26 protein-coding genes are annotated in these 21,824 nt (G+C 72.9%); 14 read left to right on the forward strand and 12 right to left on the reverse strand.

The window, feature by feature from the left end; translation table 11 throughout:
- Positions 1-94 precede the first annotated feature (94 nt).
- Positions 95-859: a winged helix domain-containing protein gene (locus H6H00_RS28620; protein ID WP_185718744.1), complete on the forward strand. Its 765-nt coding sequence runs from the start codon at positions 95-97 to the stop codon at positions 857-859.
- Positions 860-1,093: 234 nt separating this feature from the next.
- On the opposite strand, the gene H6H00_RS28625 is transcribed toward H6H00_RS28620, so the two are convergent.
- The 3 genes from H6H00_RS28625 to H6H00_RS28635 all read right to left on the reverse strand — a co-directional run bounded on the left by H6H00_RS28625 (position 1,094) and on the right by H6H00_RS28635 (position 3,890).
- Positions 1,094-1,465 carry a hypothetical protein gene (locus H6H00_RS28625; RefSeq protein ID WP_255425419.1) on the reverse strand — a complete coding sequence of 124 codons (372 nt, stop codon included), beginning with the start codon at positions 1,463-1,465 and terminating at the stop codon, positions 1,094-1,096.
- A gap of 108 nt (positions 1,466-1,573) precedes the next feature.
- Entirely contained in the window at positions 1,574-3,532 is a 1,959-nt protein-coding gene (locus H6H00_RS28630) for a heavy metal translocating P-type ATPase (protein ID WP_185718745.1), read from the reverse strand.
- Complete coding sequence (locus tag H6H00_RS28635) at positions 3,525-3,890, reverse strand: ArsR/SmtB family transcription factor (protein WP_221775700.1); 366 nt, start codon at positions 3,888-3,890, stop codon at positions 3,525-3,527. The genes H6H00_RS28630 and H6H00_RS28635 overlap by 8 nt, the downstream gene beginning before the upstream one ends.
- Before the next feature lie 104 nt (positions 3,891-3,994).
- Here H6H00_RS28635 and H6H00_RS28640 point away from each other — a divergent pair, with 104 nt between their 5' ends.
- From H6H00_RS28640 to H6H00_RS28655, 5 genes are all read left to right on the forward strand, one after another.
- Positions 3,995-4,636 carry a TlpA family protein disulfide reductase gene (locus H6H00_RS28640; protein WP_185718747.1) on the forward strand — a complete coding sequence of 214 codons (642 nt, stop codon included), beginning with the start codon at positions 3,995-3,997 and terminating at the stop codon, positions 4,634-4,636.
- Entirely contained in the window at positions 4,633-5,406 is a 774-nt protein-coding gene (locus H6H00_RS28645; protein WP_185718748.1) for a cytochrome c biogenesis CcdA family protein, read from the forward strand. The genes H6H00_RS28640 and H6H00_RS28645 overlap by 4 nt, the downstream gene beginning before the upstream one ends.
- Positions 5,407-5,661: 255 nt before the next feature.
- Complete coding sequence (locus H6H00_RS32025) at positions 5,662-6,066, forward strand: TlpA family protein disulfide reductase (protein WP_221775701.1); 405 nt, start codon at positions 5,662-5,664, stop codon at positions 6,064-6,066.
- A gap of 31 nt (positions 6,067-6,097) precedes the next feature.
- The gene (locus tag H6H00_RS32030) at positions 6,098-6,466 is read left to right on the forward strand and encodes a BlaI/MecI/CopY family transcriptional regulator (RefSeq protein ID WP_221775702.1); all 369 of its coding nucleotides are present in this window, start codon (positions 6,098-6,100) and stop codon (positions 6,464-6,466) included.
- A 73-nt stretch (positions 6,467-6,539) separates the two neighbouring features.
- Complete coding sequence (locus H6H00_RS28655; RefSeq protein ID WP_185718750.1) at positions 6,540-7,499, forward strand: M56 family metallopeptidase; 960 nt, start codon at positions 6,540-6,542, stop codon at positions 7,497-7,499.
- Between the two features lie 67 nt (positions 7,500-7,566).
- On the opposite strand, the gene H6H00_RS28660 is transcribed toward H6H00_RS28655, so the two are convergent.
- A complete protein-coding gene (locus tag H6H00_RS28660; protein ID WP_185718751.1) occupies positions 7,567-8,466 on the reverse strand; it encodes a cation diffusion facilitator family transporter in 900 nt (299 codons plus the stop codon).
- Between the two features lie 60 nt (positions 8,467-8,526).
- On the reverse strand, positions 8,527-8,970 hold the full coding sequence (locus H6H00_RS28665) for a L,D-transpeptidase (RefSeq protein ID WP_255425420.1): 444 nt from the start codon (positions 8,968-8,970) through the stop codon (positions 8,527-8,529).
- Between the two features lie 451 nt (positions 8,971-9,421).
- Between H6H00_RS28665 and H6H00_RS28670 the strand changes: the two genes are divergently transcribed.
- From H6H00_RS28670 to H6H00_RS28700, 7 genes are all read left to right on the forward strand, one after another.
- Positions 9,422-10,129 carry a M23 family metallopeptidase gene (locus H6H00_RS28670; RefSeq protein ID WP_255425421.1) on the forward strand — a complete coding sequence of 236 codons (708 nt, stop codon included), beginning with the start codon at positions 9,422-9,424 and terminating at the stop codon, positions 10,127-10,129.
- Positions 10,130-10,688: 559 nt separating this feature from the next.
- Positions 10,689-11,126: a VldE C-terminal domain-containing protein gene (locus tag H6H00_RS28675; protein WP_185718753.1), complete on the forward strand. Its 438-nt coding sequence runs from the start codon at positions 10,689-10,691 to the stop codon at positions 11,124-11,126.
- A gap of 52 nt (positions 11,127-11,178) precedes the next feature.
- The gene (locus tag H6H00_RS28680) at positions 11,179-11,577 is read left to right on the forward strand and encodes a hypothetical protein (RefSeq protein ID WP_185718754.1); all 399 of its coding nucleotides are present in this window, start codon (positions 11,179-11,181) and stop codon (positions 11,575-11,577) included.
- 189 nt (positions 11,578-11,766) lie between these two features.
- Complete coding sequence (locus H6H00_RS28685; protein WP_185718755.1) at positions 11,767-12,438, forward strand: DsbA family protein; 672 nt, start codon at positions 11,767-11,769, stop codon at positions 12,436-12,438.
- 10 nt (positions 12,439-12,448) lie between these two features.
- Positions 12,449-13,066, forward strand: a complete 618-nt coding sequence (locus H6H00_RS28690) for a vitamin K epoxide reductase family protein (protein ID WP_185718756.1) — start codon at positions 12,449-12,451, stop codon at positions 13,064-13,066.
- Positions 13,063-13,335, forward strand: a complete 273-nt coding sequence (locus H6H00_RS28695; protein WP_185718757.1) for a hypothetical protein — start codon at positions 13,063-13,065, stop codon at positions 13,333-13,335. Before H6H00_RS28690 ends, H6H00_RS28695 begins: the two co-directional genes overlap by 4 nt.
- Positions 13,336-13,453: 118 nt before the next feature.
- Positions 13,454-13,597 (forward strand): hypothetical protein, encoded by a 144-nt coding sequence (locus tag H6H00_RS28700; RefSeq protein WP_185718758.1) that lies wholly within the window; start codon positions 13,454-13,456, stop codon positions 13,595-13,597.
- On the opposite strand, the gene H6H00_RS28705 is transcribed toward H6H00_RS28700, so the two are convergent.
- The 7 genes from H6H00_RS28705 to H6H00_RS28735 form a co-directional block, all read right to left on the reverse strand.
- Positions 13,583-15,529, reverse strand: coding sequence for a cytochrome c oxidase assembly protein (locus tag H6H00_RS28705; protein WP_255425894.1), 1,947 nt, complete (start codon positions 15,527-15,529; stop codon positions 13,583-13,585). The genes H6H00_RS28700 and H6H00_RS28705 overlap by 15 nt on opposite strands.
- A 28-nt stretch (positions 15,530-15,557) precedes the next feature.
- Positions 15,558-16,109, reverse strand: a complete 552-nt coding sequence (locus H6H00_RS28710) for a hypothetical protein (protein WP_185718760.1) — start codon at positions 16,107-16,109, stop codon at positions 15,558-15,560.
- Positions 16,106-17,422 carry a hypothetical protein gene (locus tag H6H00_RS28715; RefSeq protein ID WP_185718761.1) on the reverse strand — a complete coding sequence of 439 codons (1,317 nt, stop codon included), beginning with the start codon at positions 17,420-17,422 and terminating at the stop codon, positions 16,106-16,108. The genes H6H00_RS28710 and H6H00_RS28715 overlap by 4 nt, the downstream gene beginning before the upstream one ends.
- Before the next feature lie 113 nt (positions 17,423-17,535).
- Positions 17,536-17,784: a hypothetical protein gene (locus H6H00_RS28720; RefSeq protein WP_185718762.1), complete on the reverse strand. Its 249-nt coding sequence runs from the start codon at positions 17,782-17,784 to the stop codon at positions 17,536-17,538.
- Positions 17,785-18,192: 408 nt separating this feature from the next.
- Entirely contained in the window at positions 18,193-18,984 is a 792-nt protein-coding gene (locus H6H00_RS28725) for an FkbM family methyltransferase (protein ID WP_185718763.1), read from the reverse strand.
- Positions 18,985-19,065: 81 nt separating this feature from the next.
- Positions 19,066-19,566, reverse strand: coding sequence for a hypothetical protein (locus H6H00_RS28730; RefSeq protein WP_185718764.1), 501 nt, complete (start codon positions 19,564-19,566; stop codon positions 19,066-19,068).
- Positions 19,567-19,684: 118 nt separating this feature from the next.
- Positions 19,685-20,365: a signal peptidase II gene (locus tag H6H00_RS28735; RefSeq protein ID WP_185718765.1), complete on the reverse strand. Its 681-nt coding sequence runs from the start codon at positions 20,363-20,365 to the stop codon at positions 19,685-19,687.
- Between the two features lie 55 nt (positions 20,366-20,420).
- Between H6H00_RS28735 and H6H00_RS28740 the strand changes: the two genes are divergently transcribed.
- Positions 20,421-21,710, forward strand: coding sequence for an Nramp family divalent metal transporter (locus H6H00_RS28740; protein WP_185718766.1), 1,290 nt, complete (start codon positions 20,421-20,423; stop codon positions 21,708-21,710).
- The last annotated feature ends 114 nt before the right edge of the window (positions 21,711-21,824 follow it).

Here is a 21,824-nt window from a genome sequence, read left to right on the forward strand (position 1 = left end):
CAGTCGCAGGCCGCCGAGCTGCGGGCGCTGCTCGGGCTGCGCGACACCGTGGTCGCACTGCTGGAGGCCGAAGCCGGACCCGTTCTCCCCGATCGTGCGGGCGCTGGAGCACTACGACGACGCCACCGGCACCGCCACCAAGTCGGCGATCTTCACCCAGCGCGTCGTCGCCCCCCGCGCGCCGCGCCTGGGCGCGGACAACCCCGCCGACGCCCTGGCGATCTGCGTGGACACCTTCGGCGAGGTCCGCCTCACCGAGATCGCGCGGCTGCTGGGCACCGACACCGACACCGCACGGGCCGGGCTCGGGACACTGGTGTTCGACCAGCCCCCCACCAGCAGCCCCGAGTCCGGGCAGCTCGTCACCGGACCGGCTCGGCTGGTGGTCGCGTCGGAGTACCTGTCGGGCAACGTGCGCGCCAAACTCGCCGCCGCCACCGAGGCCGCCGCCGCCGACCCGGCGATGGCCCCGAACGTGGCCGCGCTGCGCGAGGTCATCCCGGCCGACCTCGGCCCGTCGGAGATCCACGCCCGCCTCGGCGCGCCGTGGATCGACGCCCCCGACGTGCAGCAGTTCCTGCGCGCCACCCTCGACGACCCGGGTCTGCGGGTCGAGCACCCGGGCGGCTCGATCTGGGCGGTCAAGGGCGCCGGCGTCGGGGTCGCGGCCACCTCCACCTGGGGCACCACCCGCCGCGAACCCTGCGAGAACACGATCGAGGAATCCCCCCGCGCCGTCAGACGTCGCGTCACGCGGCGCGCGAAGCGCGTCATCGCCGGTTGGCCGATCGCGATGCCAGCACGATGCCGACCGACGCTCACTCGTCTCGGAGTGACGCCGATCTCAACGCATCGGTGACCCGCTCACGAGTCGGCACGTCGAGCCGGCACGCCTCGGTGGGCGTGCCATCGTCCGGAGCGCCCATCACGTCGCGGCCGTCGACCAGCACCGTCGGCGACGGGTACCGCGCCACTCGCTCCGTGACGACGCCGTCGATACCCAGCTCGTGCATGCACTCGCGGACGAGGTCCAGAGCCGCCGCGGCGAGTGGGCATCCCTCATGACGCACGACCTCCACACGCACGGCCCCACTCATGGCAGGAAGCGGTCCAGTCGGCGCAGGAACGCACCCAGCGGCCCGCGCTCGTGCCACCCGTTGCTGATCACCCGGTCGCGCACCCACTGCACACCACCGCGCACCGCACCGAAGGGTGTCCAACGATGCTCGTCGCGCCTGGCCACCGCGCGCCGCTTCACGAACCGCGCGCAGTCCAGACAGACCGCCGCCTCCGGGCGAGCGCCGAGCCGAACCAGGTCGACCTCGGCGAACTCACCGGCGCAGCACCAACACGGCGACACCACCGGTTCCGACGTCGGTACCTGAACCTCCAACCCCGCTGTGCGCTGCAGCTGAGGGCCATCGGAAAGCCGGCCGCCTTCAGGATCGACACCACTCGGAGCCATCCATCAACCCTATGCCCGGCCGTCGCCGGCCCACCACCGTCGGCACCGCTCCATCGACGGCGGCAGCACCTCCGGCACCGTCGGCAGACGGCCCGCCGGGGCCGTCGCTCACCGGGCCCGGACGGCCTCTGGAGCCAGGACCGCCGTGGCCTGCGGCCCGGCGGGCGCGAGGGGGCGGGCCCGCCCGGCCCGGACACCGTTGGCGATCACGACGATCTCTGCCAGCTCGTGCACCGCGACCACGGCGGCCAGCCCGAGCACCCCGAGCAGTGCCAGCGGCACCAGCACCACGACGATCGCCAGCGACAGGCCCACGTTCTGCAGCATGATCGCGCGGGCGCGCCGCGCGTGGCCGAGGGCCTGGGGCAGGTGCCGCAGGTCCTCCCCCATCAGCGCCACGTCGGCGGTCTCGATGGCCACGTCGGTACCCATCGCGCCCATCGCGATCCCCACGTCCGCGATGGCCAGGGCCGGGGCGTCGTTGACGCCGTCCCCGACCATCGCGGTGGCTCGCTCGGCCCGCAGGGCCGCGATCAGCGCGGCCTTGTCCTCGGGGCGCAGCTCGGCGTGCACGTCGGTGATGCCGGCCTGTGCGGCGAGCGCCGCTGCGGTGGCCCGGTTGTCGCCGGTGAGCATCGCCACCCGGTACCCGTCGCCGCGCAGCCGGGCGACGACCTCTGCGGCCTCGGGGCGCAGCTCGTCGCGAACGGCGACCATGCCGAGCAACCGTCCGTCGGCCTCGACGAGCACCGCCGTGGCCCCCGACCCCTGCATCCGGGCGACCGGGCCGGCCAGCTCGCCTGCGTCGATCCAGCCGGGGCGGCCCAGGCGCAACTCCTGCCCGTCGAGCCGGCCGGTGAGCCCGGCACCGGGCACCGCCTCCACGTCGGCCGCGGGGGTGGGCGAATCGACGGCGGCCAGGATCGCCCGGGCCAGCGGATGCTCGCTGCGCGCCTCCAACGCGGCGGCCAGCACGAGCACCTCGGCGCGAGTGGCACCACCGGTGGCGACGACCCCGATCACGGTCGGCCGGTTGCGCGTCAGCGTGCCCGTCTTGTCCAGCGCGATGCCGCGGATCCGCCCGAGACCCTCCAGCGCGGCCCCGCCCTTGACCAGGACGCCGATCCGGCTCGCGGCGCCGACTGCAGCGACCACGGTGACGGGGACCGAGATGGCGAGCGCGCACGGCGAGGCGGCGACGAGCACGACGAGCGCGCGCTCGATCCACACCAGCGGCTCCCCGAACAGGCTGCCGAGCCCGGCGATCAGCGCGGCCACGACCATCACGCCGGGGACCATCGGCCGGGCGATGCGGTCTGCGAGTCGCTGGGCCTCGCCCTTGCGGGCCTGCTCGGCCTCGACGATCGCGACGATCCGCGCCAGCGAGTTGTCCTCGGAGGTGTTGGTGACCCGCACCTCCAGCGCACCCGAACCGTTGATCGACCCGGCGAACACCTCGTCGTCGGGTCCGGCCTCGACCGGCACCGACTCCCCGGTGATCGCGGACAGGTCCAGCGCGGTGCGGCCGGTCGCGATCCGGCCGTCGGTGGCAAGGCGCTCCCCCGGCCTGACCAGCATCGTGTCGCCGACACGCAACTCCACCGGGGCGACGACGACCTCGGCGCCGCCCCGCAGCACGGTGGCCCGCTCGGGCACCAGCGACAGCAGCGCGCGCAACCCGCGCCGGGTACGCGCGATCGAGTACTCCTCCAGTCCCTCGCTGATCGAGAACAGGAACGCCAGCATGGCGGCCTCCCCGATCTCACCCAGCAACACGGCCCCGACCGCGGCGATGGTCATCAGCGTGCCGACCCCGATCCGGCCCCGGACCAGGCGGCGCAGCGTGGCGGGCACGAACGTCCACGCGCCGAGCTCCAGCGCGCCGACCTGCAGCGCGAGCTCGACGGACGCCGGACCGGAGGCCCAGCCGACGGCCAGCGACACCACGAGCAGCACCCCCGACGCCGCGGCGAAGCGCAGCTCGGACACCTCCCACAGCCGCTCCGGCTCGCGGTCCCCCCCGGCCTCGGGACGCAGCTCGTCGGCGCCGCAGCACGCGTCACTCATCGCCGGCTCCCTCCCCGCCGGTGCCGTAGACCGGGCACAGCGCCACGGCCGAGCCGGTGGCGTCGAGCAGCGTCTCCGCCGCCACCAGCAGGTCCCGCAGCTCCGGGCGCGCCAGCGCGTAGAACACCTGCCGACCCTCGGGGCGGCCGACGACCAGTCGGCAGTCGCGCAGGCAGGCGAGATGCGCTGACACCGTCGACTGGGCCAGCCCGAGCTGATCGGTCAGGTCCACCACGCGCGCCTCGCCGTGGGCGAGCCGCTGCACGATCGCCAGCCGGGTCGTGTCGGACAGGCTGTGGAACAGCGCCGCCGCCGGTTGCAGGTCACGCCGGCCGGACACGGCCGTTCCCGATGTCATCGCCATTCGACGATGATAGGACGCTCACCGGCGCCTGTCACCCCGCCGCCTGCTCCGCTTGTTCTACAGCGCATAGTAGTAGCGACGACCCTCCCGGAGGTGAGATGCATCCCGCCCCACCCCACCGTTCGCGTGGCCGGGTCTCGGCCGCCGTCGTGGTGCTGCTCGTGGCGCTGAGCGGCTGCAGCTTCAGCACGCCAGACGGCACCGCACCCAGCCAGGCCGCCGAGTTCACCTTCGTCGCCCCGGGGGGCCAGACCCGCATCTTCTACGACCCGCCCGGGTCCCGCGGAACGGTGAGCGGGCTGTCCGGGGAGAGCCTGCTCGAACCCGGCGCGACGATCGGCCTGGACGACTTCCCGGGCCAGGTCGTCGTGCTCAACGTCTGGGGGGCCTGGTGCGGCCCCTGCCGCGAGGAGATGCCCGGACTGCAGCAGATCCACCAACAGATGCAGCCCGAGGGCGTCACCCTGCTCGGCATCGACGTGCGCGACAGCGCCGACGCCGCCCGCGACTTCATGGCCGACCGGGACATCACCTATCCCTCGATCTACGACAACCCCGGCCGCTCGCTGCTGGCGCTGAGCGGGTTCCCCCGCAGCACGGTGCCCTCGACGATCGTGCTCGATCGGCGACACCGCGTCGCCGCAGTGTTCCTCACCGCGGTTCGGGTCTCCGAGCTGCTGCCCGTGGTGCAGCGCGTCGCCGCCGAGGAGCCGGCACCGAGCGACGGGGACGGGACGTGAACGGGCTCACCGAGCTCGCGATCTCCGGTCCGCTGCTGGTCGCCGTCACGCTGGCCCTGGCCGCGGGGGCCATCTCCTTCGCCTCCCCCTGCTGCCTGCCGCTGGTTCCCGGCTACGTCGGCTACCTGGCCGGGCTGGTCGGCGACGAGGGCGTCTCCGGCGACGGGGTCGCGACCCGGACCGGCCGATGGCGGGTCGCCGGGGCTGCGCTGCTGTTCGTCGGCGGGTTCACGGTCGTCTTCACCGCCGGCGTGCTGCTCGTGCTCGGCCTCTCCGACTGGCTGGTCGGCAACGAGCTGCTGCTGCAACGCATCGGCGGGGTCGTCACGATCGCGATGGGCCTGGTGTTCCTCGGGTTCGTCCCGGCCCTGCAACGGGATGTCCGGATCCACCACGTCCCGCGGGTGGGGCTGGCCGGCGCCCCGGTCCTCGGCGCGGTGTACGGGCTGGGCTGGACCCCGTGCCTCGGCCCGACCCTCACCGGGGTGATCGCCCTGGCGACCGGCACCCAGGTGGGCCCCTCGACCGGACGCGGGATCCTGCTGGTGCTGGCCTACTGCGCCGGGTTGGGCGTGCCGTTCGTCCTCATCGCCCTGGGCACCGGTTGGGCCGTGCGCACGGCCGGGTGGATGCGGCGCCACATCCGCGGGGTGCAGATCGGGGGCGGCGTCATGCTCATCCTGCTCGGCACCCTGCTGGTGACCGGAGCCTGGGGCGAGTTCGTCGCGTGGCTGCGCGGACCCATCGCCGGCTACACCCTCCCGCTGTGAGCCGGACGATGAGCTCGGAGTTGCGGTGGACGGTGCTGGTCGTCGTGCTCACCGTCGCCGGCGTGGTCGCTCGCTGGCCGCGACCCGACGCCTACCCCGACGCATCCTCCGACACGCGGCCGGTCCCGGTGGAACGGCTCGCGGAACGGCCCGACGACGCCGCGCTCGGCCCCGGCGCGAGCCGCAGCCGCGCTTCCACCCTGTCCCGTCCCCTCGGGCGCGCCCGTCCCGCCGGGGCCGCTGGCCGATGTCGTCGTGCCCTGCCTCGGTGAGGTCGGCGCCGTGCCGCTCGGCGCCGTGCTCGCCGGGCGGCCGGTGCTGCTCAACCTCTGGGCGTCCTGGTGCGCTCCGTGCCGCAAGGAGATCCCCGTACTCGACGCCTACGTCGCGCGGCCGGACGCGGTCGACGTGCTCGGCGTGGTCGTACGCGACCGCCCCGCGGACGCCCTGGCGATGGCCGATGAGCTCGACCCGCGCTACCCCTCGGTGCTCGGTCCCGACAACGCCGTGCAAGCCGCCCTGGGCGCACCCCCGGTGCTCCCCACCAACTGGATCATCCGCCCCGACGGCTCGGCCGCGCGCGTCACCGATCCGCTGGTCTTCCGCGACCCCGCCCAGGTCGCCGCCGCCGTCGGGGCCGCGCTCGCGACGACGGGCTAGTCTGCGACGTCGCGAGGTGACGGGGGGATGTGTGCGCGGTTTCGGTGAGCTCGAGGCCGCCGTCATGGAGCAGATCTGGACGTCGTCCGAGGGCGCGACGGTGCCGGAGGTGCACGAACGCCTCGAGGCCCAGGGCGACATCGCCTACACGACGGTGATGAGCGTCGTCCACAACCTCTATCGCAAGGGACGCCTGACACGTCGGCGCGAGGGGCGCACGCATCGGTACCGGGCCACCGCGAGCAGGGCGGAGCACAGCGCCGACCTGATGAGCGTCGCCCTGCGGAGCGGCGGGGACCCACACACGATCCTCACCCACTTCGTCCAGCAGATGGACCCGGCCGACACCCGTCGCCTCGCCCAGCTGCTGGCCCGGATGGACGAGGACGGCACGGGGTAGTCGAACGGCCCCGATCGCGTACGGAGCCGGAGCACATCGACGGTTAGCGTGTACCGAGCCGGAGGAGGTCGTGATGCGCGGGTTCGGCGGGCTCGAGGCTGCGGCCTGCCTGATCGGGTACGGGATCGTCGTGGCGGCCCTGGCGCCACGCGTCCTCGCGCACCGCAGACACCTGGATCGGGTGCCGACGCTCGGCGTGACAGTCTGGTTGGCGGGCTTCCTCGGCGTCCTGGTCGCGTGGGTGGGCGCGGTGCTCCTGGTCGCGGCCGACGTACTCCTGTCCTCTGACGTCCGGCATGTCGTGGACCGGTGCGTCGCCTCCTTCTGCGCGGCGGCGCTCGGCGCCCACGGCACGGTCGGTCAGTGGCTGGCGGTCGGGTCGGCGGTCGTTCTGGTCGCCGGGACCCTCGGTACCGGGTTCGGACTGAGCCGCGCGCTGCTGCGGTTCCGCGCTCGCACACACCGCCACGCCGACGCCGCCCGGTTGCTCGGACGATACGACGACGCGCTGGGCGCGGTGATCCTGGACGTGCCGGAGAGGGTCGTCTACGCCATCGCTGGACGCCCGCCCACGATCGTCCTGAGCCGCTCTGCGCTGCGCGCCCTCGACGAGAACCAGCTCGCCGTCGTCCTGGCGCACGAGCGGGCCCACCTGACGGGCCGCCATCACCTGGTTCGTGGCCTCAGCAGCGCGCTGGCCCGGGTCATGCCACGGATACCGCTGTTCACCGCGGGCCACCGCGAGCTCGCCCGGCTGGTGGAGATGTGCGCGGACGACGCGGCGATCCGCAACCGCGACGCACGACACCTCGTCAGCGCCCTGCTGGCGCTCACCGCGCCGGTCAGCATCCCGGGGTCTGCCTTGGCCGCCGCGGCCGGCGGCGGGGTGATCCGACGCGCGGAGCGGCTCATGTCGCGCCCGAGCCGCGGCGCGCTCCGGTGGACGCGAGTACTGCTCATGGCCGGATCCGTCGCGCTGCTCGCCGGGCCGGTCGTGGTGGGCTCCGTGCTGTGTGGCGTCCTACCGTTCTGACCGTAGGTACCTCACCGCGCACCCGGACACGCGCCGTGCCGACCACCGACGGCCCTCGACGACCGGCTCAGACCGGGGTGTCGCGGTCCTCGTGACGGGCCGGCTCGCACTGCACGGTGACGTGGGTGATCCCGTATCCATCGGCCAGCAGGGCCAGCACCCGGTCGAGCACATCGTGGTAGTCGGCGCCATCGGCCACGACCACGTGCCCGGAGGCGTTCTCCATCCCTGAGGTCAGGGTCCACACGTGCAGGTCGTGGACGTCGAGCACATCCGGCAGCTCGATGATGCGCCGCCGGATCGCCTCGACATCCATCCCCGGCGGGGCGACCTGCATGAGGATGCGCAGCGCCTGGGCGGTGAGCGTCCAGGTCCGCGGCAGGATGAACAGGCCGATCGCGGCGCCGACGATGGGGTCGGCGTAGGGCCAGCCCGTCGTGTAGATCACGACCGCGGCCACGATCACGCCGGCCGAGCCGAGCAGGTCGCCCAGCACTTCCAGGTAGGCGCCGCGCAGGTTGATGCTCTCCTTCGACCCGGCCGTGAGCAACCGGAAGCTGATCAGGTTCACGACCAGGCCGAGGACGGCGACGACCAGCAGCGGGAGACCGGGCACATCCGGCGGATCGGAGAGCCGCTGCACGGCCTCGTAGAGCACGTATCCGGCCACGCCGAACAGCAGCAGGCCGTTGGCCAGTGCAGCGAGCACCTCGAGCCGGTAGGTGCCGTAGGTGCGCTGGGAGGTGGCCGGCCGTTGCGCCAGCGTGATCGCGGCCAGTGCCATGCCCAGCCCGAGGACGTCGGTGCCCATGTGGGCGGCGTCCGAGAGCAGCGCCAATGATCCGAACGCCAGCCCGGCCACCAGCTCGACGACCATGTACCCGGCGGTCAGCGCGAACGCGATGACCAGCGGTCGGCGGTGCCGGCCGCCCGATGTCGCGGCGCCGTGCCCATGACCCTGACCCACGTCCCACACCTCCCGGCACGTCTCATGCACAGATGCGCATGAGACGAATGCTAGCAGGCTCTACACGGCATCGTCATGCACTTGGACCTCGTCACCGACCTGCAGGTAGTCGAAGAACGCAGCGGCCTCGTCGTGCGCCAGCCGGACGCAGCCCGCGGACTTGGTTTGCAGGTTGCCTTCGTGAAACGCGATGCCGCCGGGGGCGAAGAACACTGCGTAGGGCATCGGCGCGCCCGACTCCCCGCTGATGTGGTCCTTGTTCTTCCACTCGACCTGGAACCGTCCGGCCGGTGTGCGGTCCTCACCGCCGGCCCCGATGCTGATCGGCACCGGCCCCCGCAGGACCTGACCGTCCTGGAAGAGCCAAGCTTGGAGGCCGACGAGGTCGACGCATGCGGCGGCGGTCGCGGTGCAGGGAGTGCCCGGCACGACCGGCGGACCAGCCTCCTGGGCCACGGCGATGGTTCCGGCGGAGACCAGCGTGGCGGCGACGAGAGCAAGCACGACCGCACCCCGGCGCCCTCTCCACGACACGCGCCGACCCACGACCCCGAAGCTGCCCATGCTGGTCCTTTCCGCACTCGACACCCCGTGCAACGGCCGAGCCCGAGTGAGGGCACGGGATTGAACCCGATCGTGTCCGCGGCCGTGCCATGGTCACGGAACAGCAACGGGGGGACGGACGCCGCCCCTCCGACGGCGTTGCGACGGCCCTGCTAACGTCCGAGTACTTCGATCACAACCCGATCACGACGGACGGTCCGAGCTCCCCACAGGCCGCCGCCGGATCGACGTCGAGAAGGACTCCGTCGTGGCGCGCCACCGCTCCCCCAGCGGCGCGCGGACGTCCGAGCCCGACCGGAGGATGCCGTCAGGCATCGTCGCGGCCGGCAGGACGCACCGCCTGCCACCGCCTCCCGGCGGTACCTACTGCGCGCGAACACTGGTCGCCGCGGTGGCGGCCGGAGCCGCGGTGGCCGCGGCCGAGACGGTGATCGTCCCCGTTGGTGACGATCTCGAGCCCGTCGTGCTCAGCGCAATGGTCCCCGTCCCGGACGCGCACACGGCGACGGTGACCGCCGCGGCGTCCTGGGACGGCGTCGGCGGTGACCAGCCCCTGCCGCTCACCGCGGCCGCTGCACATGCGGACGACTCCCCCGTCGACGTTCGCAACCTGACCAAGGCCGTCGAGATCGGGCAGGAACTCGCCCGGCAGGCGGCGATCCTCGACTCGGCCCTCGCCGCAGGCGCTCCGGGCGCGGCGTTGTTCGGGGACAGCGCGTTCGCCCAACCGGTGACGGGCCGGGTCACCTCGTTGTCCGGTCCCCGGTGGGGCCGCACCCACAACGGCCTCGACGTCGCCAACGCCATCGGCACGCCCATCTTCGCCGTGACCGACGGTGTCGTGGAGAAGTCGGGCCCGGCCAGCGGTTTCGGCCTGTGGGTGGTCCTGCGGCATCCCGACGGCACCCGGTCGGTCTACGGCCACATCAACCGCACCTACGTCGAGGTCGGGCAGCAGGTGTCCGCCGGTGCCCAGATCGCCGAGGTGGGCAACCGCGGCTTCTCCACAGGGCCACACCTGCACCTGGAGATCTGGGACGTCGACGGCACCAAACTCGACCCGACTGCGTGGCTGCAGGAACGCGGCGTCGACGTCTGAGCGGCCGAGCCGGCCCAGCGGCTTGGGGACCTGTAGCAACGGTCCGGGCACCGCTCACAGCACCCAGCAGCACGGTCGTCGCGTCACCGGGGTCCCGATGCGCCGGGGTCGGTGTCCGTTTCGTACGGTCGCTGGACCACGGCCCGGTAACGGAACGGAAACGGACGCTCCCCGCTCCGCCTGCTCCCCGCTCGCTTCCGACCGGCCGTCCGGCACGAGAGGTCCGTTCGTGGCACGGCACAGCGCTCCATCGCGCCGATCGACGGCGCGCGTACGTCCCGCCCCCGCACCTTCCGCCCCCGCGCGGCACGCTTCCCGCACGAGCAGTCTGGCCGCGCGCTACGGATCCACCGGGGTCCTGGCCGTCACCGCTGTCAGCTGCGGCGCTCTCGCGACCGGTGAGCACCTGCCGATCGCCGAAGCGGACGTCGCACCGGCCGCGGTCCAGCTCGACACGCTCACATCGCCGGCCCTCCCCGACAGCCCCACCCTTCTGTCCAGCGTCGCACCGGTCGCTCCCGAGCCCACCACCTTCGACGCCGGCGCTCTGGTCAAGGCCGTGACCCTGGGCGAGGAACAGCAGGCCCGGCAGGAGGCCGAGGCGGCAGAGGCCGCCGCGGCGGAGGCCCGCGAGGAGGAGGAGCGCCGCGCGAGCAGCTGCGCTGCTGGGGACTCCGGTTTCGAGACCGTCCAACCCGGGGTGACCGACGCCGGCACCGAGCTGCGCTGCCGGTTCGGCGTCGACACCGTCTACGGCGTCGCCGGTCGTGCCGGCACCTCCGACCACCCCGCCGGGCTCGCGCTCGATCTCATGGTCGACCGCGACCCCGGTGAGCAGCTCGCCGAGTACGCCGTCGAGAACATGGACCGGCTCGGGATCAAGTACGTGATCTACCGTCAGCGGATCAACACCGGGTCGGGCTGGGAGGCCATGGAGGACCGCGGCGGGGTGACGGCCAACCACATGGACCATGTCCACGTGTCGTTCGAGGACTGACGCCAACCCGCGCCATCCGCCGCACCCGTCCGTTGTTATCGTCGCTGACGTCATGAGCAGCGTCCGCGTGCCCCGTTCCCGCCGCCCGGCGGTCGGATGGGGCACGCGTGCCGTGCTGGCGATCGCGATCCTCGCCCAGCTGTTCGCCTGCCAGGCGCTGCTGGCCCCGACCGGTCCCGCACCGGCGGCGGCCGTGATCCAGGATCTCGGGCACGGGATCGGGCACGACACCGTGTGCGAGGCCGGTGCTACGCCGGTCATCGCAGGCGCTGCGCGCGCCCTGGTCCCCGACTGCTTGCCGCCGGCCGACCCGGCCCTCGTTCTCGTCGCTCTGATCGCGGCCGGTCTCGTCGCCGCGCGGGCCACCGCGGGCGGGACCGCTCCGTGGGCTCCGCGCCGCCTACTGCCGGGACGCCGCCGACTGCTCGCCGTCGGCATCGCCCGGGTGTGATGACGCAGCGGCCCCTCCAGGGCCGCTAGGTCCCGGCGGCCGGGCGGTCCGCCCGGCTAAGCCCACCGTCCGCCGCACCTCGCGCTCGGACCCTCGACCGGCCGCCGCCCGGCCCCGCCGCGTCCCCACCCGATGTCGCAGCCGGCGCATCCGCCGACCCATCCGTGAACCCGCCCCCAGAGAGGCATCATGACGAAGAACCTCCGGGCCACCCTGACCGTCGTACTCGTGGTCCTCGCCGTCCTCGTCGGCGCCCTGCTCCTCACCCGCAACGACACCGCGGTCCCCGACTTCGCCGGTGGGCAACCGGCCGCCCAGCTGGTACCCGACGAGGTACTCGTCCGCGCCGACAGCCACCTCCTGTCCACCCCGTCCGAGAGCCGGGCCACCTTCGTCGAGTTCCTCGACTTCGAGTGCGAGTCCTGCCGGGCCGCGTTCCCCGCCGTCGAGCAGCTGCGCGCCGAGTACGGCGACCGCGTCACTTTCGTCGCCCGCTACTTCCCCATCCCCAGCCACGCGAACGCCGAGAACTCCGCCGTCGCGGTCGAGGCGGCCGCCCGGCAAGGCCGCTTCGAGGACATGTACCGCACGATGTTCGAGACCCAGACGCAGTGGGGCGAGCAGCAGGAGTCGCAGGCTGCCCTGTTCCGGCAGTTCGCCGTCGACCTGGGTCTCGATCTCGTCGCCTACGACCAGGCCGTGTCCGATCCCGCCACTCTCGAGCGCGTGCTCCGGGACCGGGCGGACGGCGAGGTGGCCGGCGTGCAGGGCACCCCCACGTTCTTCCTCGACGGCGCGCGTCTCGAGCCGGAGTCCCTCGACGACCTCCGGTCCCAGCTCGACCTCGCCCTCGCCCGATAGGAGAAGGTCCATGTCCCCACTCGACGTACGGGCCCGGGGCACCGCGCCCCCGGCCGAGGCCGGCACGTTCCTGGGCCGGGCGACCGGCTGGATCCTCCTCGCCGGAGGCAGCGTCGGCGCCCTGGCCGCCTTCGCGCTGATCCTCGACCGCATCGCCCTGCTCGAGGACCCCGAGTTCGTCCCGGCGTGCAGCATCGACCCGGTCCTGTCCTGCGGATCGATCATGTCGTCACCGCAGTCCGAGGTGTTCGGCTTCCCCAACCCCCTCATCGGCCTGCTCGCATTCCCCGTCGTCGCCACCCTCGGTGCGGCGGTGGTCGGCGGCGTCGCCCTCCCCCGGTGGATGTGGTTGGGGCTGCAGGTCGGTGCGACGGCCGGTGTCCTGTTCGTCCACTGGTTGATCGCGCAGAGCCTCTACGTGATCGGCGCGCTGTGCCCGTACTGCATGGCCGTGTGGGTCGTGACCATCACCGTGTTCTGGTACACGACGCTGCACAACCTGGGCCGCGGACCGGCCGGTTCCCGGCTCGCCGGGTACCACGGGGCCGTGCTCGCCGTCTGGCTGGTCGCGGTCGCCACGCTGGTGGCGGTGCGCTTCTGGCCCTACTGGACGGGACTCCTGCCATGACCTCCTTCGTGCTGGCCAGCTACGCGATCACCGGACGCCGCGAGATCTGGCCGCTGCTCGTGGTCGCCGGGCTGGTGGTGCTGCTCGTCACCGGCCTACTGGTCGCGCAGCTGACCGATCCCGACCGCAGGCGACGGGCCATCGAGCGCCGGGCAGTGATCGCCGGTGTCCCCTCCATCGGCCCGGAGGCCGACGCCCACGCGCCCGAGAAGGCGCATGACGAGTCCGGCGACGTCGACGTTCCGCACCAGGACCGGAGATCCGAGTGACCGGCTCGGCGTGTCGGTCCACGGCGCCGATCCCCGATAGGCGATCCCTCGTCCGATCCCTCACCTCGACGGGCGCCCGCCCGCTCCCGGGCGGGCGCCCGTCACGGAAGGACCCTTCATGACCACACTCCAGGCGATCGGCGTGTTCGCCGGGATCCCCGTGCTCGTCCTGCTGGTGATCGCGCTTCCCCTCTACGGCGGCAGCTGGTTCCGGCGACTGACCCGCCGCGGCACCGGTCCCGACCGATCACACCCGAGCTGAGGTACCTCCACCCGTGACGACGCCGTGCGTGGCGGACAGTTTCGCCGACCCGATCCGCGGAGGATCGCCGCGACCGGGCGACACGGTAGCCAGTAGCAGCCTTGCGGCAACCGGCAGACACACCAGCCACACGACCGCGGCCCACCGCTGCTCGGCGAGGAGGTCGGGCACCCAGACGAGTCCGACACCGCGGAAGTGCTCCGCACCGACGACGTCCGGTCGGACGAGGAGGGCGATCCCGACGGCCAGCTGCACACCCAGGAGGGCGACAACCTCCCACAGGCGCGGGCCAGAGGAGCCGGTGAGGCCGGACGCGACGACGCAGCCGGTCAGGAACAGCAACGCGTCCAACGCCTGACGTCCGGCCGACGAAGCCAGCAGCAGGTCCAGCCCCCCGGCGCCGTACAGGGTCAGCTGAACCGCCGCGAGGACCAGCGGCGCGGCGCCCGGCCGGCGCAACCGCCGGGCCAGGGGACGGCGCAGCAACCACAACAGACTGCCCCGCGGACTCGGCCCACCCGTCTTACCGACCGCGGGCAGCGCGCGGCACGCGAGCCGCAGCGGCGCACCGGCGGCGAGCAACGCAGGCGCGACGGCCAGCATGAGCACCTGGCCGACAGCGGCCACGCTCGGCATGGCCGCCCCGTAGCGGCCGATGCCCGACGAGGTGGCCACGAGCACGACCAGTGCGCCGCCGCACCAGGCGACGGTGCGGCGCAGCGGCCACGCCTCGCCCACGACCCGGAGTGTGCGCACCCCGGCGAGGTAGATGATCACGAGAACGGCCACGACGAGCGCGAACAGCACGTCGACCCGGATCCAGGTCACGAGCTGCAGCGGCCCGTCCGGTCGGGCGAGCTCGTACCCGAGCACCTCCTCGGCCCGGCTCGTCCCTGTCGCCGGCCCGGGCGGAGGTGGGGTGCGCCCGAGCCCGACCGCGAGCCCGATCGTGACGACCATGATCAGGAGTTCCAGTCCACCCCAGCGCAACAAATCGACCGTGCGGCCCCGGGCCGCGGCCGGGACGGTGCGTCGCCGGTGGACGAGCCCGAGCAGGCCCAGCGCGGCGAGAGCCACGGTCTTCCCCACGACGAGCGCGCCGTAGGGGGTGAGCAGGCCTCGTGGGTCGACGCCGACACGGACGGCCAGGTTGACGAGTCCGGAGAGGGCGAGCACGGCCCAGCACCACCCGGCCAGCGTGGAGAAACGAGGCAGCGCGGTGCGCAGCGCCCGCGGCGCCGAGGTCGCGACCAGCAGGATCGCGAGCAGACCACCGACCCAGAGCGCGGCCGCCACGACGTGCAGCAGCAGGCTGTCGGTGGCGATGTCGTGGGACCCGCCGACGGCGGAGTGCCCCGACGCGGCCACCGGCAGCAGCCCGCCGACGGCGGCGGCGAACAGGCCGACCGACCATCCCCAGGTGAGGGTGCCCGCACTCCCGACCGCGACGGCAGCCGCGACGGCGCCGGTCACGAGCCAGGCCGAGGACGTGGGCAGGACCGGCAACGCCGCGGCGAGCGAGCCCAGCGCCTCGACCAGGGGGCGACCCGACGCCTCGGCCACGGTGAGCGGCACCATCAGCAGCGCCGCCGCCGCCCACACCGCCGCGGACACCGCGGCCGTTCGCACCGCCCGGAAGCCGGCCACATCGAGGTAGCCGCCGCGCTGCGGCGGCGCCAGAACGGTGGCCAGCAGCAACATCCCGACCGTGACCGTCGCAGCCACCTCGGACAACACCCGGACCATCGGCAGCGCGACCGTCACGAGCGGCCCGGCATCGGGCAGACCCGCTATCGCGGCCGGTCCCGCCGACACCCCGAGCGCGGCCGCCACGAGCATGCCCGCGACCGACCCGACCACGAGGAGCACCACGACGGTCCACTGCCGCGCACCACGGCCGGTGATCGGCCCGGACACCGCGGGCAGGGCCATACGTTGCACGCGTCTCCTCGGTTGCAGGTCAGGACGGGGCCGCGGCCCGGTCGCCGGTCGGGGTGACGACGAACCACTGGTCGTCCTCACCGTGCCGGCCGCTGTCGGTCAGGCCACCCTGGTCGGCCGGATCCCGGTACAGGGGCCATCCCGCCAGCGTCACCTGCGTCGTGCCGTCGGACCGGATGAGGGAGCCCACCACCGCCGGATCGACGCCGAGCAGCACCGGCTGCTGGCCGGACCCGACGGCGAACGGCTGCCAGGACGCGCTGCAGCCGTCGGTGCAGCGCGACGTCGGTGGCGCCGTGCTATCGGCCTCCGACCGATAGAGGAGCCGTCCGTCCCCATCGGTCACGACGACACCGAGCGGGCCGCTCTGCACGGCGTACAGCACGGCTTCGCCCGCAGCGCTGTGACCGTCCGTCTGCTCGCCGGAGGAGGCGCCCGGGGCGGCCTGCGCCGGGGTGGCTAACGGCGGGGCGGACGCCTCCGCCGCGCACCCGGACGCCGCAGCGGCCAACGCGACGACCAGCACCAGCCGGGCGGTGCACGAGATCGGGCGGAAGTGCTGTCGGTTCATGGCGATTCTCCGTGATCCGCTCGGTGGATCTGGGTCCATTCGGGAGACGGGCCCCGGAGGCCGTGGCTGATCGCGGCGACACCGGCCGCGCCGATCAGAACCGTTCCCACCGCGACGGCCGGGTGCAGCAGCCCGGCCGCGGCGAGCGGCACCGCGAGGGTCACGGTCGCCGCCGTCCACCTGCGCGCGGCGCGAGCGGTGGCCGGGAGGCACCGGCCCAGCCGCACGAGTTCGACGACGGCGGCCGGGTCGGTGTCCGCGATGACGACGTCCGCCACGTCCACGGCCGACGACAGGGAGATGCCGAGGTCGGCTGCCGCCAGCGCGGGAGCTTCGTCGGGGTCACCGGTGATGACCGCGACAACGGCTCCGGCCTCCTGCAGCCGGCGGACGGCGGCGGCCGTCTCCGCAGGTCGGAGGCCCGCGACGACGGTCTCGACGCCGGCGAGATCGGCATGCGCCCGCGCGACGTCGTCGGCACCGCTGGCGAGCAGAACCGGGTCGAGGTCCAGACCGCGCAACCGGGCGACGGCCGTGGGGCCGAGGGGTTGCGTCCCCGCCCCGGCCCGCGCGCCGTCCGGGCCGAGCGTGGCCGATCCGGCGATCAGCACGGCGCTGACCCGGGATGCGACCGTCAACGCAGGCATTCCACGGAGCGTGATCCCGAACCTGCGGAGCGCATCCGCTGCCGCGAGCGCCGCCGCGGGCCGGTCGAGGGCCAGCGCAACCGGGCAGGACGCCACCAACACCGCCAGGGCGATCTCCAGAGCGGCGGGACGACCGGCGCCGGCGCCGAACCAGAAGAAGGCCCCGATCGCCGCGGCGAACAGGACGGTGGGGACGAACCATGTGCTCGCGCCGGTAGGGCGCGGCCCACCGGCGAGCCACCGCGCGCCGAGCGCGGCGGTCGTGACGACCGCGACCACCTCCAGGTGGAGCTGCCCGGAGCCGTCCCCCCAGATCACGGTGAGCGACATCGCCTGCCGGTAGCCCGGCGCACCAGCCGGGCCTGCGAAAAGGCTGTGCACCGACATGGCGAACGCCGCCGACACGGTGAGCGTGGCGAGCACGTTCACCGCGGCGCTCCCGCGACGTATCTCGGCGAGAGCCGACCGGTACAGCGGCAGGGCACCCCACGTGATGATCGGCGCGGTGAGCAGGAGGCCGACCCACTGCCATGCGGGGAACTGCAGGGGCGGCACCCACGTCAGCACCACCACCGGCACGGTGAGCACCGCGCAGCCACGGACCCGGGCGTGCAGCGGACCGCGGTCCGCCCGACCGGACCGGGCGACGGCGGCCCCTTCGTCCACGGCCGAACCGGCCGGCGACAGCGGGGCGCTCGGGACCCGGGCGGTCGGGTGCGCGTGGTCCACCGACGCGCCGACATCGTGCGGCCGGTCGGGCCGTGGCAGGGCACCGACGCTCATCGGCCGTGCGCGCCTTCGTGCACGGGAGCCACCCATCCCGGTCCACCACCGTCGTCCTCCGCACCGCTGCTTACCGCGGGCACATCCTGGCCTGAGCCACCGAGCACAGCGGGCCGCGTGAGATCGGGAACGGGTACCAGCTCCGAGGACAGCCCTCCGACCGTCCACGCCGCGGCCGCCGCCACCGCCAGCGCGGCCAGGAACACCACGACCCGGGCCGGGGGCGAAAGCTCGGCATCGTCCATGCCCGCACAGTAGGAACCGGCCGGTGCGACGGGTTGCCTTCCTGAGAGCCCACGCCGCCCTCCGGCGACTCGGGCGCGCCCAGTGGGCCCGCACACCGCCATCCAGACCAGCATGCTGCGCCGGACGACCCGGGTGGGTCTCAGGGCGTCATCCGGCGGGGACGAGGGCGCGACGAACGGCACGTGAGCCGTGAGGACGGCCGAGGAGGAGCCCCGCGACTCCGCCGCGCCCGCGATCGCTGCCGACTCGCGACCACGCCCTACGCCTCAACCCGGCCGGCACCGCTGTGCGCACCCGGCACCCGATGCCCGGTGTCGGAGTCGCAGCCGTGAACCTCACGTTGGCCGCATGACCCGCGTCCGCAGGGCACCGGTGGCGCGGATGGGCGCCGCCGGTGCCCTGTCGGGTCACCTTCTGACGAACACCAGGTTCTCGCGTTCGACCAGCAGGTCCAGATCGAGCGTGGCGGTGACCTTCCGGAGAGAGCTGGTTACGCCCTGGCCGGGGTACAGGTAGTCGTGCGGTTCGACGAACATCGCGCTCGCCTGGCCGACCCACTCGGTGTCGGCGGAGAAGAGATCGGCTTCGAACCCCTCTATGTCGATCTTCACCACGAACAGCTCGCATTCATCGCCTTGATCGGCCACGATCTCGGGAACGGTGAGGATCGGCACCTTCCCAGCCACCTCCCGCCGCGTCCCGATCGCGTCACTCTCGCGCCCGTCGGCCACCAGGGACACGAAACCCCCCGTCGAGCCGATCGCGGCCTGACGGACCCGGATGTCGAAGCCCGCCGTGTTGGCCCGACACACCGCGGCATTGCCCGGATCGGGCTCGACGGCGACGACCACGGCGCGCGGATACCTGCGGGCGAACCACACGGCGCTGGCCCCGTTGTTGGCTCCGGCATCGATGATCAGCGGCTGCTTCCCCGACTCGAGGATGGCCCCGTAAGCGGCGTCGACTCGTCGATCGTGCACCGGTGACGTGATGCGGTACTGATCCTCGCGGAAGATCTCCCGCACGATGTTCACATCGTGCGACCCGTTACGGATCGTCAGCCGCCCCACGTCGCGCACCGTCACCGTGACCATCCCACCGTGATCGACAGCGGGGCGCCGGAGGTGCCGCAGCAGAAAGCGGAATCCCAACCGTTTTACATCCAGAATGTTCTCGGCCAAAAAATGCAATACCTTCATGTATAAATACCTCGTTGATTCGGCGCGCAAGAATATGGGAGAAGCGTGAAATGAATCGGCCGGCGTTCCGCCGGTGATTGCTCAGCGAGCAGGGACGGGCGAACGCGGCGGACCGCGGGTAGGCATCGCGATCGGCCGGTAGCGGCTGGTCGGATGGGCCCGCACCGGCGTGCGGAGCCTCCTCGGCCCCTCGCCGGTAGCGCGCAGCCGCACCGGACACGTCCGCAACCAGCAGACCCGAACGACGCCGGAGGCGGTGGCGATGAGCTGCTCGGTGAAGGTGACCGCGGCCACGAGCGCCAGGGCGACCGCCAACTGCGTGCCACCGACGAATACGTCGGCCTGCCCGACCGCGGGACCGACACCGTGGTCGAGCTGTGCGTGGGGGACGACCTTCACGGCCGCGTGCAGCACGGGCTGGGCAACGACACAGCCGGTGAGGAACTGCAGGAGACCACGGTTCCGGCCGACGAGCCGGATTCGTAGGGCCCCCATCACGATGGTGATCACACCGAGGATGGCGACATGCACGGCCGCCTCTTCAGCGACGATGGCGGACGCGACGGCGACGGGGACAGCCACTGCGGCCGAGGCCACCAGGACGGCACTGTTCTGCCCGATCGCTCGCCCCGGGCTCACCCCGGACAGCCCGACGACCGGAACCGTCTCGCCCGGGCGCCGACTCCTGGTCGACCGCGGGTCACCGCGCCGCGCCGCCCGACGTGATCAGAACGGGCTGCCCCCGCCAGGACAGAACGAACGCCACGGCCACACCGACGGTCAGCGCCGCGTCGGCCAGGTTGAACGCGGCGAACCAGGCGACGTCCACGAAGTCGACGACCGCACCCCGGCCCGGTCCCGGCGGGCGGACCAGCCGATCGATCAGGTTACCGGCTGCTCCTCCGCCGACCAGGCCCAGCACCAGCGCCCATCCGGCCGAGGCGGCCCGACCGGCGAACCATGCGATGGCGATGACGACGACCCCGGCGAAGGCGGTGATCAACGGGGTGAGCGAGGTCCACATACTGAACGCCGCGCCGGTGTTGAACGACAGAGCCAGCCCGACTCCGGGCAGGATGGGCCACGGTTCGACGAACAGGCGCAACGCGACTTCCTTCGTGGCCTGATCGACGATCACGACCGCAGCCAGCACGACGGCTACCAGTAGCCACCGTTGTCGACGTCGGCCGGCCCGAGCCGGTTCAGCGGACCGCTCTGCACCGCCGACCGCGTCAAGAGCCATGACCCACACGATACGGACATCGCACGCAGCACCCGCGGCGGCATCGACCGACCCGACCACTGCCGCACGTAGGTCTCCGAGTTGCTCCCGGTCGCAGCGCGCATGGCGGCCGAGCCTGCCGAGAACGTCGCCGCGCACCGGAAGGTCAGGCGACCCTGCCGGCAGATGTGAGAGACGTCTACTATCTCTGGTAATGGCAACTACCGACGCGGCGACCGGCGCTCACAGTCCCGGCAGCGGCGCACCGACGGTCGCCGAGATCCGTGCCCGCGGGCCGTTGCGCGGGCGGCTGATATTCTTCGGGCCCGCCATCGTCGCGGCCATCGCCTACGTGGACCCGGGCAATTTCGCCACGAACTTCTCCGCGGGCGCGCATTTCGGTTACCTGCTGCTCTGGGTGATCGTCGCTGCGAACCTGCTGGCGATGCTGATCCAGTCGCTGTCGGCGAAACTCGGGCTGGCCACGGGCCGGAACCTGCCGGAGATGTGCCGCGACCGGTTCCCCCGCCCGGTCTCCCGCGGGATGTGGGTGCAGGCCGAGATCGTCGCGATCGCCACCGATCTCGCCGAGGTCATCGGCGGCGCGATCGCCCTCAACCTGCTGTTCGGCATCCCGTTGTTCACGGGCGGGGTGATCACGGGGATCGTCGCCTTCGCCCTGCTGGCCCTGCAGTCCCGCGGCTTCCGGCCGTTCGAGCGGGCCGTCGCGGGTCTGTTCGCCGTGATCCTGCTGGGCTTCCTCAGCACGGTGGTGCGCATCGACATCGTCGGGGCCGACGCCGTCGCGGGGCTCGTCCCGCGGTTCGACGGCACCGACAGCGTGCTGTTGGCCACCGGCATCATCGGGGCCACGGTGATGCCGCACGTGGTCTACCTGCACTCCGCCCTCACCCAGACCCGGATCCGGGCTGACACAGCGGCAGATCGCCGCTTCCTGCTGCGTCGCCAGCAGACCGACGTCGCGGTCGGGATGGGGTTGGCCGGTCTGGTCAACGCCGCGATGCTGGTGATCGCCGCCACGCTGTTCTTCGGTAGCGACGTGCCCGACACTGACACCCTGGACGGGGTGTACGACGGGCTCGGGCGTGTCCTCGACCAGCCGGCCGCGTTCGCCTTCGCGATCGCGCTGCTCGCGTCCGGCTTCGCGTCGTCGGGGGTGGGCACCTACGCCGGGCAGGTCGTCATGCAGGGCTTCATCCGGCGCCAGATCCCGCTGCTGCTGCGCCGCGCATTGACCCTGGCCCCCGCGCTCGTCGTGCTCGGCATCGGCATCGACCCCACGCGGGCACTGGTGCTCTCGCAGGTGGTGCTGTCTTTCGGCATCCCGTTCGCGCTCGTTCCGCTGATCCTGCTCACGCGTCGCCGCGACATCATGGCCGAACTGGTCAACCACCGCCTCACCACGGCGGTCGCCGGCCTGGCCGCGGTCGTGATCATCGGCCTCAACGGTTTCCTGGTCTGGCAGACCGTCACCGGGGTCTGACCTCGCGACGGACACCCCCCAGGTGGTCGACCCGAACTTCTACGCGAGATAGTAGAAGTGCCGAACAACCGGCCGAGCCGGACCGAAGGGACACACCATCCACACGGATCTGCC

The organism is Pseudonocardia petroleophila (assembly GCF_014235185.1).
GTDB classification, from domain to species: Bacteria; Actinomycetota; Actinomycetes; order Mycobacteriales; family Pseudonocardiaceae; genus Pseudonocardia; species Pseudonocardia petroleophila.